The organism is Anaerosalibacter massiliensis (assembly GCF_024623155.1).
Lineage (GTDB): Bacteria > Bacillota > Clostridia > Tissierellales > Sporanaerobacteraceae > Anaerosalibacter > Anaerosalibacter massiliensis.
The window spans coordinates 32577-48226 of record NZ_JANJZL010000002.1; the positions used below are offsets into that span (position 1 = coordinate 32577).

Consider the following 15650-nt stretch of genomic DNA (forward strand, 5'->3'; position numbering starts at 1 on the left):
ATCCTCCTTGACTATTACTCCATCTATCTATATTATAACAATTTTAGTTAAGAAAAGATAGAGTCAGATACTTGACTCTATCTTTTAATTATTAAGAACTACTTCCACATAATGATTTTTATTATCATTTATCAATTTTATATATTCTTCATTTACTAATTTTCCATCTAATTTTATATATTTTACTCCATTGTTCAATTTGCAGGGATTTCTTACTTCAATACTGTAGGTAGTTTGAAGATATTTATACTCAATGCTATATCTACTCCACTCTTTAGGAATACAAGGATTTATATATAATTTTTCTCCTTCTACTCTAAATCCTAATATATACTCTAATCCTACCTTATAAATCCATCCAGAAGAACCAGTATACCAGGTCCAGCCTCCTCTTCCCATATGAGGATCTATTCCATATATATCAGCAGCCATTACATAGGGTTCAGTCTTATATTTCTCACATTCAATTAATGTTCTTGTATGGTTAATAGGATTTATAATATTGAAAAGATTTAACGCCTTTTCTCCATCTCCCATAAGTGCAAAGGCTCCTATAACCCAAGCTGCTGCATGAGTATATTGTCCTCCATTTTCTCTTACCCCAGGAACATAGCTTTTTATATATCCTGGATCTAGATCTCCCTTATCAAAAGGTGGACTTAAGAGGAGTATCATTCCTTCTTCTTCATTTATAAGATATCTGTCTACTGCTTCCATAGCTTTTTTAGTTCTTTCCTTATTACCAAGACCAGATAACACTCCCCAAGATTGAGCAATAGAATCTATCCGACATTCTTCATTTTCTTTAGAACCTAGAACTCTTCCATCATCAAAATAAGCCCTTAGATACCAATCTCCATCCCATCCATTTTTCTCTATAGCCTCTTTTATATTTTCTATTATTTTCTCATACCTTTCGGCTCTATTAAAATCTCCAATTTTTTTACATATAGGCAGAAAGTTTTTCAATACAGTTCCTAAGAACCACCCAAGCCATATACTTTCACCTTTTCCTTTATATCCTACTTTATTCATCCCATCATTCCAATCTCCTGAACCCATAAGAGGAATACCTCTTTCTCCAAATTTAAGTGATTTTTCAATAGCTTTTATACAATGTTCATATACTGTACCAGTTTTTTCAGAAATATTAGGCACCTCATATCTTTCTTGTTCTTCATCGCTGAGCACTACACTTTCAATATAGGGAACTTCTACTTCCAATATAGAATAATCTTCAGTAACCATTAAATATTTTGCTACAGCTAAAGGCAACCACAATAAATCGTCTGAATATTTACTCCTAATTCCTTTATGCACATTTTTTTTTGGATTAGGATGCCACCAATGCTGGATATCTCCCTCTACAAATTGATGACTGCAATTATTTAAAATTTGTTTTTTACATTCTTCTGATGCAATATATAGCGAGTTCATTGCATCTTGAATTTGATCCCTTCCACCAAAGGCTCCTCCTACTTGATAAAATCCTGTTCTAGCCCAAAGTCTTGAAACTATTGTTTGATACATTAACCAACTATTCATCATTAAATTCATAGAAGGTTCTGGAGTATTAATTTGAATCTTTTTTAGCTTTTCTTCCCAATATTTTTTGACATTATCTAACTCCTCTTTAGCACCATTTAACTGACTATATTTATTTACAATGGAGTATCCATTTTCTATATCATCACTTTCAGCCAATACTATAACTAATTCTTTTTCACTTCCACTTGGAATACTAATTTCCATTTCAATAGCACAGCAAGGATCATATCCTATACCTACTGTATTGGAAAGTCTTTCCTTTTCTAATGCTTCAGGTTCTTCTAATGAACCTAGAGAACCTATAAATTCCCTTCTATTTCCTGTATAGCTTCTTACCTTCTCTGAGCATCCAATAAACATAGTGCTATTTTTGAAATCTACATTTGTTGAATTCTTTGCTAAAAATATTCCCTCTTTTTCATCCATATAAGTTTCAATAAATTTATCCGTAACTTCATCTGTAACACCTAATACAGGTCTCATAAAGTATACTAAGGTAATTTTTCTCTCAAAAGCAGATTTATTTTTTAGTTTAATTAAATTCATCTTAATATTATGATTTAGTGCTACATACATTGTTAAATCTTGTTCAATTCCCTGACTATAGTGATTAAAATTTGAATATCCTTGACCATGAGTGATAATATATTCTTCTTCTTCCCTAATAGGAGATGGCGTTATATTCCATATATTACCTGTATCGTCATCTCTTAAATATATAATTTCCCCTGGTGAATTTATCAAAGAATCATTATACCAAGGAGTTAATTTATTTTCTCTACTATTATGTGACCAACTAAAACCTGCACCAATTTCAGATACTGTAAATCCAAAATTTCTATTGGCTATAATATTTATCCAAGGAAGAGGTGTATTAAGTCTGTTTTCAAGTTTTATAATATATTCATTTCCATCTTTTGAAAATCCTCCATAACCATTAAAATATTCAAGGTCTAAATCCTTTTGAACAGCAGGATAATCTTTTTTTACCTCATTAAAAATTTTATTGGGTATATAATCTTTGCTTTCTTCTTTCTTTATAAATCCTTCTTCAGCATCAATTACTAAAGAAGCCCATTTAAATAACAACGCCCTATCTTCATAAGGCATATTATTAGCTTTCCTAATATAAATACTGCCACTAGCACCTACTACATTTCCACTACATTCAAATACTGCTTCTTGAATACTTTCATATAACGGCTCGTAGTAGGAACTTTCATCTTCACACAGTATAATTAAATCAACTGCTAGACCTTTGAAAGACCAATAGCCATAAGCTTTAAGTATCTCTTTTAAATTTTCCAGATTTTCTACAGATTTTATTGTTACAAGTAAGATAGGTATATCTCCAGAAATTCCATAGGCCCATAAACCTTCTTGTCCTTTAATACTTTCTTTTATAATATCTTTATATCTATCATCAACTCTATAATCTAAAAATATTATATCTGAAACTAATCTATCATATAATCTTATATCTTCCTCTTTATAGTTTAAGTATCCAATTTCCGTTTGACTTCTAGTATAGGCTAATTCAAAAGCCTTAGAAAAACTAATTTCATCATTATATTTTTCTAAAATATTAAAAGCCTCTTCTTCAGTATTTCCTATTCCTGTTATAAAATAAACTTCCTTACTTTCTCCACTATTAATTTTAATTCTTTTTTTAAGACTCATTATTGGATCTAAAACGGCACCTACTGTATTAGAAAGCCCTTTGAATAATCCTTGAGGATTCGAAAGTTTATTTCCTCTACCAATAAACTTAAGTCTATTTGTTTCATATTCAAATGATATTTCATCTTTATCTTCACTTTTTATACTATGAACTATATATACTGAATCCTGTTCTTCTCCCCTCTTTCTCCTATTAGTTATAAGTCCCTCATATTCTTTTACTTCCTTTGTTCTTATGAACAAATTATTGAATACAGGATGGGATATATCAGATTCTAAAAAATCTCCAACTAATTCAAAATAACTACATACTTCTATTAGAACATCTTCATCTCCATTATTTGTTAGTGTTACTTTCCTAATTTCTCCATCTTCTTCTGAAAGCAACACAATATCCATTTTAGTGTCTATATCACCATCTTTTCTGTAAAAACTTACTTTATCATTGGAAAATTGAACTTTATATTCATCTGGTTCAACTTTAGTAGGCTCATAAGTTGTAGACCAATATTTGTTTTCAGTTAAATTATTTATATAAATAAAACTTCCATATTGATTTGCTATTCTATCTTTTCTCCATCTATTTATAAATATATCATTCTTCTTTGAATAACCTAATCCCATATTAGTAATTAACATAGAGTAGTCTCCAGAAGATAGTATATGACACTCTATATCCTGCAAACTATTTTTATCATAAGTTCTTGCTAAAATTAAATCATTTCTTTCTTCTTCATATTCTAAATCTATTAAATTTTCTCTTTCTTTAGCTACTATTAATTCCATGGGGATTTTTTCCTGAAGCAATATTTCACCAGTTTTCATCTCTACATTTCTGTGAAATCTTTCTATTAAAATTCTTCCATTCAAATAATTATTTATAGATAGAAGTATCATCCCTTGATGATGAGTCATATAACTTTTTACAATTCCACTATTCATGTTTGCTGGAAGTCTTCTGGTAGTAAAATCTATAGCTTCATAAAAACCGTATTTTCCAACCATTTTTTCTCTAAATAAATTATTTATATTTGTTATAACTTCTCTAGGTTTAAAATTTAAAGCAAGTATAGATGAATAAGGAGATACTACCAAATCTTCTTCCAATCCTCTTTTAAAACCTAATATTGGAACTCCAAAAGCTCTGTACTGATAATTTAGATTTACATCAAACGCAAAAAATCCTGACTCAGAAATTCCCCAAGGTATATTTTTATTGGTACAATAATCTTTTTGAATATTTATAGCCGTATTATAAGTTTCATCTAATAGAGTGTTTCTATAGTTTTTCATAATTAATGTGGGCATTAAATATTCAAACATAGTTCCAGTCCAAGAAGCTAAACTTCTATATCCATTTTTAGAAATTAAAGATCTACCTAATTTAAACCAATGTTTCTTAGGAACTTCACCTCTACATATGGCAATATAGCTAGTAGTTCTTGCTTCTGAAGCTAATAGATCATAATAAGAATCTAATAGTTCTTTTTCATCAACAATATAACCTATAGAAAATAAATCTTTATCATAATTATACAAAGGTCTAAAATCTGCTTTATCAATTAAATTTTCTATTCTGTCTATCAGATTTTCAATATTAAATATAATATTTTTTACATTTTCATATAATGCTTCTATTTTTTTATCTTTTCTATTGTCTAATGTTTTCTCATAGTATTGTTTTAAATCTAAAAGAGAATATCTACTGTTTTTATCTAATATATAGTGTTCGTATTCTTTTATTAAAGCCTCTATCATTTTAAAACTATTATATATCCATTTGTCTTTCTTGTAATCTATACCATGTAAATAGTTTTTCAATTCCTTCAATTGGTCAATTTCTTCATTCTCTATTTTTTCAAGTCTATGAAGGACTTCTTTACTTATATCTTCATCTTCTACTAATCCTATAGTATCTTTTAAACCTTGTAAATATTCCTTATCCATTATTGGCTTTCTTAGATATTCTTTAAGCCCTTCTCTCAATACATAAAGATAGGAAATGAAATTTCCACTATCTACTGTGGAAACAAAATAAGGACGCAAAGGTTCTAAATTTGTTGTACTGTACCAATTATATAAATGACCTTCCCATTTTTCCATCTTCTCTACTGAAGAAATAGCTTTATCAAGTAAATTTACCATTTTCGAAGTAGTTATATAGCCTAAATCCCTAGCAGATAGAATTGATACCCATAAAAATCCTATATTCGTTGGAGATGTTCTATAAGCCACTCCATTATAGGGATATTCTTGATAATTATCTGGAGGTAGAAAGTTGTTTTCTTTATTTGTAAATGTTTCATAATAGTCCCAAGTTTTTCTTGCTATTTCCCTTAGATACGTACTATCTACTTCAACCTTTTCCTCTATATCTTCTTTACTAATGATATAAGCTATTATAGGAGATATAATCCAAAGTGTACTAATAAATATTGAAATATATATCTTCTCAATATTTATTAAATAGGTTAATACAATAGCACCAATACCTATTAAGACACTACTTCTCATCCTTAAAAAGAAACTTCTAGAATCATTTTTTAATTTCTTTTCCATATCAAAAGCAGTAGTCCATTGAAGCAAGTTTTTATTTGAAAATATCACCCTATAAATAGTTCTTAAAATAGCATCCATCATCATATAAGCTTCATATGGTAGAAATATGAAAGAAAGAATTCCTTGATAGAAACTACCTTTCACACCTGTAATTAAATTTCCATTCAATTTTATTTTATTTATACTTTTATTTCTATATAAGATATTTTCAACTAGTGTGAGTATAAAAGGTGTAAATATAGCTAATAAACTTATACCTAACCATAAATATATATTTCCTGGGAAAATAGTTAATCCAAGTACTATTGTAAATAATATACTTACAGGTATCAGACTTCTTCTCATATTATCCCTTATCTTCCATTTAGAAAGAGATGATATAGGATTTTTTTTATGATTTTTTAGCCATCTAATTAATTGCCAATCTCCTCGTGTCCACCTATGGAGCCTCATTATATATGAGTTATATTTTTCTGGATATCCATCTATTAATTGTATATCTGTTGCCAAGCCAGCTCTAATATAACAACTTTCTAAAAGATCATGACTTAATACTGTATTTTCTGGTATAGCATCTTTTAAACATATTTGAAAAACTTCCAAATCGTATATTCCTTTACCTGTAAATATCCCTTCTCCAAATAAGTCTTGATATATGTCAGATACTGCTGTAGTATAAGGGTCTATTCCACCTTGTCCTGCATATATTCTAGTAAATATAGACTTATTTGAACTTTCAATATCTACATCTATCCTAGGTTGGATTATTCCGTATCCTTCTATTACAATATTTCTTTCTCTGTCAACTACTGCAGCATTTAAAGGATGACCAATTGTTCCTATAAGTTTTCTTGCTGATTCTAACGGCATTTTTGTATCTGCATCTAATGTAATTATATATTTAATTTTGTTTTGCAATGAAGAGATATTGCTAGATACTACTGAATAAGTGGTATCTTTACTGCCTAGTATTAATTCATTAAACTCTACTAAAGCACCTCTTTTCTTTTCCCAGCCCATCCATTTCTCTTCACTCTGAGAATATACTCTATCTCTATGAAAATAATAAAAAATATTTTCATCTTCACTATATTTTTCATTTAGCCTATTAATACACTTCAAAGCTTTTTTAATTATCTTTTCATCATTTTCTTCTTTTTCAAATTTACCATCTTTAAAATCTCCAATTAAACCAAAATATATATTTTTTTCCCTATTAGATAAATAATGAATTTCTAATTGCTCTACTAATTCTTTAACTCTTTTTTCATCTGTCAAAAGAGTGGGAATAACTACAAAGGTCTTAAATACATCTGGTATCTCATCTTTTAATTCTAATTTTGGTAGATGTGTAGGTATAAATCTTTTAGAAAAAATTGTATTAAATATTGCAATGATTATATTAGAGATAGGTATAAAAGTTACAAAACCAACTAATAATCCTATAACTACATTACTCCTTATATAAGCATATCTTGCAAGTAAAAACGCAATAGATAATGTTAATAAAGTTATAGGAAAAGTATAATATTTCTCTGTATTTAAATATAGTCCTTTCATTCCATCTGTTCTGCTTAAACTACTAAATATTTCTTCTCTTCCACTATCTATAATATAATATCCGATATGGCTTTTCTTTCCTTTATCTCCCTTATCATATTCATATTTAGCTAGTTCTAATGCTTTTTTAGCTATAAATATTTCTTTAACATTTAAATTTTTAGCTAGTTTTTGCACATGATATCTATAATAATTTTTTGACTCTAAGTCCATGTTTTCATATACTTTCAAAGGATCTTTTTTCAATATCATCTCTACAATACATAATTTATCAAATATACTAACCCATTTAAAATCAGAAATATTCTTCAAACTAATTATACAATTGCCCATTTTAACCTTCATATTAGCTTGATTTATATGCTCTTTTTCTATTGTACTTTCAATACTAGTTCCAAGATAATTAAGTCTTTTTTCAAGAGAAAATATGCTTGTTTCTATATCACTCTTTTTCATTCTCAGAACTAATCTAGCTAAATATGATGAATCTATATCATCTATTTCTTCAATATACCTTTCTATATCTTCAACCTGAGATAGATCTATTTCATCAGCTTTTTTCCATTGTTGATTAGTAGCTTTAATTTCTACACAAATATTTTTAATATACTCCATTAAAGCTAGTGTTAGCATCAATGGCAATATGGAAATCTCTTTAATAGAGAGTATTGATTCTTTCTGATAGGCTTTTATAAAATCTACTAATGTTTCTTCATTTAAAACTCCTTCTGTATGAGATATAAGCTCTATTGCTAATATATATACTCTTGGATATCCTTTCAATAGTCCACTTTCTAATGTGTTTAAATTTAATTCTTTTTCTTTTTCTAAATTCTCCCTTATTTCTTTATATTGGAGTTCTATTATATAGAAATTATCCAATAACCATTCAGAAGCTTTAGGTAAATCTCTATTTGCTACTCTATTTAGATCTAGATATATTTTTTCTATCTGTTTAAAATTTTTATCTAGATTAAGTAAAAGAAAATTCTTAACATCTATCTTTTTCCCTATCTTAAAAGTTCTCCCTAGTTCTTCCCCATGTTGTATTAACATTTCTCTTGACAACAATATATCTTCAATTTCTATATCTCTAATTTTCTCTTCCTTTATATACATAGAAATATATATAATCAATAATATAGAAACTAATAGAATAGAGATAAATATTAACCACATATTACTCATTCCTTTCAGCTACTAATCTATGTAGAATGTTCCAATATTTTTTGTATCTTCTCATTATAAAAATTGGATAACTCTTCTGCATATTCTTCTGAAAAACCTTCTACATATAAATTAAAAATTGGTTTTTCATTATCTGGTAGAACTAAAACCCATCCTCTGTCATCTATAATCCTTGCCCCTTCAAATGTTTCTATACTTTCACTATTTTCTTCAATAAGTTTTCTAAGTACTTCTCCCTTATCTTCCCATCTACAGGGAATCTGTTTTTCTAAATAATAGTATTTAGGCAATTCTTCTATTAAATTATTTAAAGAAATATTCTCGCCAATTAAAAAATCTAATATTTTACCAATTGCCCATATTCCATCAAAATTTAATATATATTGATATAGGCAATCTCTATTTATTATTTCAGCCATCATATCTGAAATATTTGTCTTTGTCATATGAACTTTTCCATTAAATTTTTCTGCCATATCTTCTATAACTCTTGGAAAATTATAAGGTATAACAACTTCCTCAATCTCTTTGGATTTAAATCCTATTAGAAAGCTTAATAGTGAAAATTCCTCTTCCCTTAGAACTTTTCCACTACTATCTATTAAAACTAAATTTTCCCCGTCTTCACTGATTATTATTCCCAAATCAAACTTTTCTTTTTTTACTTCTTTAGACATGATTTTTATTAAGTCTTTTACATAAGAGTAGTCTTTCATTTCTACACTACAACCAATGCTTTCTAAAAATTCTTTTGCTAAATATTTTACATTATCTGATTTTGAGCTAATTAAAATATTAGGGGATTTTCTTTTTATTTTAGAAATATTTTTCAATATCTTTCTGCCTTCTTCTATATATATAGAAGAAAAGTTATATATTTTAACTATATCTTTAACCCTTTCACCACTACACCTTTTGAAATCTTCAATTGTAAAAGCATTTTCAATTTTTCTTTCCAGATTCCTACTTATATTCCCTCCATTGCTATTAAGTAACTCTATATGAATCTTATTTTCATCTAAAGAATCCACTCTAACTTGAATACCTCCATTTGCTTGAAAATGTTTTACTGCAAATCTACACATAGGTAATGAAGCTTTATCTATATCTATTATCTTGGAACCTGTAGAAAGTATCCCAGAAATTAAACAATTTTTAATTAAACTAGAAGAATTATGTTCATCAGAACTTATTATAAATAACCCATCTTCTTTAACTACTGAAGCAAAAGCTGTTCCCAACCTAGATGAAAATTCAGGTGTAATATCTATATTAGCATCTCCTGATATATCTCTATATCCAAATATATTTTTCGATACTTTTGAACCCCATACCAAGTTCTCTTTAACTATGGATCCTTGTTCTATTATTTTATGAGGCCATATTTTTACATTAGGGTTTATAGTAGCTCTTGATGAAACCTTTGAATTAGTGCCTATTACTGCTTCTTCATAAACTTTTACTCCATCTTTTATTTTTACAGAGTCACATATAACTCCTTTTCTAATCTGACTATTAGCTGATACAAAAACCTTATTCCATAAAATACTCCTTTTTATAGATGAATTTTTTCCTATATGACAGTTATCGCCAATAACGCTATAAGGCTCTATAGTAGTATTTTCTTCTACAATAGAATTTTCACCAATATATATTGGTGGAATTAGATTCACTCCACTTCCTATAGAAGTGCCTTCTCCAATCCATATTCCATCCTTTATTTCCCTTGATTTAAATTTCATATTTATTTCTTTATTTAACAAGTCTTCATGGGTTTTTATATATGAATTTAAATCTCCTATATCACACCAGTATTCATCGGTTATATAACCGTATATAGGTATATCATCTCCTAAAAGTCTTGGAAATAAATCTTTGCTAAAATCGAATTTTTCTCCTTTTTTATAATAATTTAATACCTCTGGTTCTAATATATATATTCCAGTATTTATAGTATCGCTAAAAACTTCACCCCAACTCGGTTTCTCTAAAAATCTGGTTATTCTCCCATCTTCATCTGTTATTACAACTCCGTATTCTAATGGTATAGGCTCCTTTTTCAATATAAGAGTTGCCTTAGAATTTTTATTTCTATGAAAATCTAAAGCTTTATTTAAATCTATATTAGTAAAAGCATCTCCACTTACAACAATAAAAGTACTATCAAGGAAGTCTTCTGCATTTTTAACACTTCCTCCAGTGCCTAATGGAGTTTCTTCTATATAATAATCCATATCTACACCAAAATCTTCTCCGTTACCAAAGTATTCTGTTATCATTGTTGGAAGATAGTGTAAGGTTACAGCTATGTCTTTTATATTGTGATATTTTAAAAGCTCTACCGTATATTCCATAACTGGTTTATTTAATATAGGTACCATTGGCTTTGGAATATGACAAGTAAGAGGTCTCAATCTACTTCCTTGTCCTCCAGACATTATTACTGCCTTAATTTTAATCACTCCTTAATTTCTTTTGTCATTTATTTATTCTTTGATATAAGAAGGAAATATATTCATAAAACCCTAGTTTTTTTATGAAAAAAAACAAAAATCCCATTGTCCTAGTTGCGGAATGAATGACCTAATTTTAGTCGTGAGAGTTTCAGGATTAAAAATAAATATCTTTAAACTTTATTAAAAATAAAAAGCCAAAGTTTTCAACTATTTCTAGTCTAAAACTTTGGCTTTTTATAATTTAAAATTCTATTTTATAGAATCTATTCTTCCAATAACAGTTTCTTCAATATCTTTTATTTGCTCTAAAGAGTCCTTTTCATCATCTGCCTTAGAATAAATATAAATTTTAATCTTTGGCTCTGTTCCTGATGGCCTTATAGCATACCAAGATTCAGTATCAAATATATATTTAAGTACATTTGAAGGTGGGGTATCTGTATCCCCCTTTAAATAGTCTATAGTCTTTACAAGTTTACTTTCTCCTATACTTTTAATAGACTCTTTCCTAAATGAATCCATTATTCTACCTATTCTTTCCTGTCCCTCTACACCTTCCAAAACTATGGATACTAGCTTTTCTTTATAATAACCATGCTCTTTATATAATCCTTCTAGTACATCTAAAAGAGTTTTCCCCCTCTTTTTATAATAAGCAGCCATTTCAGCAATAAGCATACTAGATATAACTGCATCTTTATCCCTTACTATTGTACCATATACATAGCCAATGCTCTCTTCGTATCCAAAAATAAAAGTACGTTCTTTAGTCTTATCGAACTCATTAGCTTTATTACATATATGTTTAAATCCTGTTAAAGTTTCTATAGTCTCTACGCCATATTTTTTAGCAATAGATCTACTTAAATCTCCAGTTACTATAGATTTAACTATAACTCCATTTTCAGGTATATCATCCTTTTTATTTCTAGACATAAGAATGTATTCAACTAATAATGCTCCTATCTGATTTCCATTTAAAGAAATATATTTTCCCTCATTATCTTTTACAACGCAAGATACCCTATCACAATCTGGATCTGTAGCTATTAAAAGATCTGCATCTATATTTTTACCTAATTCTTCTGCATATTTAAATGCCTTAATATCTTCTGGATTTGGATATCCTACTGTAGTAAAATCTGGGTCTGGATTTTCTTGTTCTGGCACTACTGCAATATTTTTAAATCCTCTTTCTTTTAAAACTCTTCTAACTGGCTTATTGCCTGTTCCATTTAGAGGAGTATATACAATTTTTATTTCTTTATCTATATCATCATTTAAGGAAAGCCCTTTCACTTTTTCTATATATTCATCCTCTATATCTTTTCCAATTATATTTAATAACCCACTATCTTCTGCTTCTTTTCTTTCTATAATTTGTATATCTGAATAACCTTTTATATTTCTAATATTATTTAAAATCTTTTCTGCAATATCATCAAGTATTTGAGAACCTTCTTCCCAATATACTTTATATCCATTATAATCTTTGGGATTGTGGCTAGCAGTTATTACTATTCCAGAAATAGTATTTAATCTTCTTGTAGCATAAGAAAGTTCTGGAGTAGGTCTTAAGTCGTCAAATAGATATACTTTAATACCGTTTGCAGCCAATACCAATGAAGCTATTTCTGCAAATTCTTTTGAATAATGTCTTACATCATATCCTATAACTACTCCTCTATCCATAGCCTCTTGCCCAAAAGATTTAATTGTATCAGCAAGTCCTTGAGTTGCAAGAGAAACAGTATATTTATTCATCCTATTAGTTCCTGCTCCAATTTTTCCTCTTAAACCAGCTGTTCCAAAAGATAAATCAGTATAAAACCTATCTTCTATTTCCTTAGGGTCATTTTTTATAGATAAGAGCTCATTTTTAGTTTCTTCATCGAAATATGGATTATTTAGCCACCCTTCATACTTTTTAATATATTCCATTTTATACCTCCTTAAATCTTTAATCTTTAGCTAAGAAACTTAATACATTCTTGCATTGAATAAGTACCCCAGTTTTAAGACAGCTTTCATCAATATCAAATAGAGAAGTATGTGCCTCATGAACTATCCCTTTTTCTCCATTTCTTGAACCTAAATTAAAGAATGCCCCTGGAACCATCTCTGCAAAATATGAAAAATCTTCTACTCCAAAACTAGGATATTTTATATCTATAATATTCTCAGTGCCAAGTAATTCCTCTCCATTATTATATACAATATCTACCATTCTGTCATTATTAATAAGGGAATTATAACTTTTTTCTCTTAAAACTTCACCTTTTCCTCCCATTGATGAAGCTATATTTTCAACTATATCTATTAATTCTTTCATAACTTCTTCTCTTGTAATTGGGTCCAAAGTTCTCACTATTCCTTCCATTTCAACTTTATCTGATATTACATTTCTAGCATCTCCTCCATGAATAGTTCCAATAGTTATTACTGCTGAACTTCTTGGATCCACTCTCCTACTTACAATAGTTTGTATAGCAGTTATTACTTGTGCAGCAATAGATATAGCATCTATTCCTAAGTCAGGGTAGGCTCCATGACTTTTTTGACCATGAATAATTATTTTAATCATATCAGAAGCAGCATTCATTTTCCCATATCTTATACCTATCTTCCCTATTTCTATTGCATTTGATACATGAAGACCAAATATTCCATCAACTTTAGGATTTTCTAAAACACCTTCTTCTATCATTGGTTTTGCACCACCTACAGTTTCTTCCGCTGGCTGAAAAATAAGTTTTATATTTCCCTTAAATTTGTCTTTGTAATCGTTGAGAACTTTAGCTGTACCAAGAAGTATAGCTGTATGTGCATCATGACCGCAGGCGTGCATTTGTCCTGCTACTTTGGATTTATAATTTACCTTTTTTTTATCTTGTATAGGAAGAGCATCTATATCTGCCCTAAGTCCTACAGTTTTTCCATCTTTTCTTCCTCTAATAATTCCTACTACACCTGTATTAGCAATATCCTTCATGTATTCAATACCCATTTCCTCTAAGTATTCTACTATCTTATCCCTAGTTCTATACTCTTCCATACCTAGTTCTGGATACATGTGAAAATCTCTTCTTACAGATATTATAAAATCTTCTATACTATTAATTTTTTTATTTAACTCTTTATAGCAAATCATTTCTGACCTCCTAAACCAAATATCTTTATTTTGAATATATTTAATTCTAGTATAATAGGCTATTATATAACAATAAAATACATTTAGAAAGGGGAAGGGAATGAATAAAAAAATATTCTTAATAATTATGCTCTTTATAATCTTTGGTCTTTTAACTACAAGACATATACAAGGTAAAAGTAAATATACTTTTGGACATAATTATGCTCAAGTAATAAAGCATGGTTCAAAAGAAGAAAAAGTTATAGCTCTAACATTTGATGATGGTCCTCATCCTGAGTTTACCCCTCAAATATTAGACATACTAGAGGAGTACAATGTTAAAGCAACTTTTTTTGTACTTGGTCAACATGGTGAAATGTATCCAGATATACTGAAAAGACAAATAAATGAAGGTCATGAGATTGGGAATCATACCTATACTCATATAAATATAAAAAAAACGCCTGCAGAAAAAATAAAAGAAGAGTTCTATAGGACTCAAGAAGTAATTCATTCTTCAACAGAGATAAAACCTAAGGTATTTCGTCCTCCCTATGGTATATATGACAATACTGTAGTAAATATTGCTAATGAAAATAATTGTTCCATAGTACTTTGGTCTCCTCATCAGGATTCTAAAGATTGGAGCCATCCTGAGGTAGAAAAAATTATTGATACTACAATTTCCAAAGTAGAAAATGGTGATATTATTTTATTTCACGATTATGTCTATTATGATACAAATAACACTATAGAAGCATTAGAATATATAATACCAGAATTAAAAAATAGAGGATATGAATTTGTAACCATGTCTGAATTAATAGATCTATCTGTAAAACAAGTTTCACATTAAAAAAACTTGATTAGATTTTTCTAATCAAGTTTTTATATGTATGGTGGAGGCGGTGGGACATGTTATCCATAGTTTCCTAATGGCACTGACTATATCTTGAAGTTAAGTAACTGCCCTTAACTCCTCTGGCGTATTATGGAAATATAATATAATTTAAATTTTCCATCCTAGTACTGCATATTCTAAAATAGAACTTAGCAGCCTATAAGTCGATACAGAGCTGTAGAATTTCTTCTCATACCCCTCGGTATTGGCATAGCTCATAGCCTTAGCTTTCACCGATTAAGCCAGATTATCACCTATAGATTGCTCTATAGGGCGACTCCTTTGCGAATCGAACCCACGTCCGAAAATACTTTATAAAGAGCTTCTCCGAGCGCAGCTACTGATTTAGTATTCGCTTTGTATAACGCCCAATAGCAAGCTTTATACTTAGCTATCTCCATATTCCACTATAGGTTGGAGAAAGCCTATAGTAGTTCCCCACTACAATGACACTCTATCCTAATAGGTGGGACTACTAGGTAGAGCGACAACGTTTAAATTACGCTGCTAATGCTAAATTATCGTCTGCGTTTAAATTTAAGTGCCACTTTTTACGTTGTTTGGCGACAACGGCTCGCTACTCCTTACTCCATATCCCCGTCGAAACCTAATTCGCCCCCAATTA

The 15650-nt window shown here is 29.1% G+C and carries 5 protein-coding genes and 1 other RNA gene; 1 reads left to right on the forward strand and 5 read right to left on the reverse strand.

Annotated elements, in window-relative coordinates:
- Positions 1–84: 84 nt before the first annotated feature.
- The 4 genes from NSA23_RS03105 to NSA23_RS03120 all read right to left on the reverse strand — a co-directional run bounded on the left by NSA23_RS03105 (position 85) and on the right by NSA23_RS03120 (position 14142).
- On the reverse strand, positions 85–8535 hold the full coding sequence (locus NSA23_RS03105; RefSeq protein ID WP_257490111.1) for a glycoside hydrolase family 94 protein: 8451 nt from the start codon (positions 8533–8535) through the stop codon (positions 85–87).
- A 17-nt stretch (positions 8536–8552) separates the two neighbouring features.
- On the reverse strand, positions 8553–10997 hold the full coding sequence (locus NSA23_RS03110) for a sugar phosphate nucleotidyltransferase (RefSeq protein ID WP_257490112.1): 2445 nt from the start codon (positions 10995–10997) through the stop codon (positions 8553–8555).
- A 243-nt stretch (positions 10998–11240) separates the two neighbouring features.
- On the reverse strand, positions 11241–12932 hold the full coding sequence (locus NSA23_RS03115; RefSeq protein WP_257490113.1) for a phospho-sugar mutase: 1692 nt from the start codon (positions 12930–12932) through the stop codon (positions 11241–11243).
- Between the two features lie 19 nt (positions 12933–12951).
- On the reverse strand, positions 12952–14142 hold the full coding sequence (locus NSA23_RS03120; protein ID WP_042680211.1) for a M20 metallopeptidase family protein: 1191 nt from the start codon (positions 14140–14142) through the stop codon (positions 12952–12954).
- Between the two features lie 100 nt (positions 14143–14242).
- On the opposite strand from NSA23_RS03120, the gene NSA23_RS03125 reads away from it, so the two are divergent.
- Complete coding sequence (locus NSA23_RS03125) at positions 14243–14980, forward strand: polysaccharide deacetylase family protein (RefSeq protein WP_050069743.1); 738 nt, start codon at positions 14243–14245, stop codon at positions 14978–14980.
- 328 nt (positions 14981–15308) lie between these two features.
- On the opposite strand, the gene ssrA is transcribed toward NSA23_RS03125, so the two are convergent.
- Positions 15309–15645: a transfer-messenger RNA gene (gene ssrA, locus NSA23_RS03130) on the reverse strand.
- Positions 15646–15650: the final 5 nt, after the last annotated feature.

Coding starts and splice junctions, on each gene's coding strand:
- NSA23_RS03120 (WP_042680211.1), bottom strand. CDS start 14,142: ATGATTTGCTATAAAGAGTTAAATAAAAAAATTAATAGTATAGAAGAT.
- NSA23_RS03105 (WP_257490111.1), bottom strand. CDS start 8,535: ATGAGTAATATGTGGTTAATATTTATCTCTATTCTATTAGTTTCTATA.
- NSA23_RS03125 (WP_050069743.1), top strand. CDS start 14,243: ATGAATAAAAAAATATTCTTAATAATTATGCTCTTTATAATCTTTGGT.
- NSA23_RS03115 (WP_257490113.1), bottom strand. CDS start 12,932: ATGGAATATATTAAAAAGTATGAAGGGTGGCTAAATAATCCATATTTC.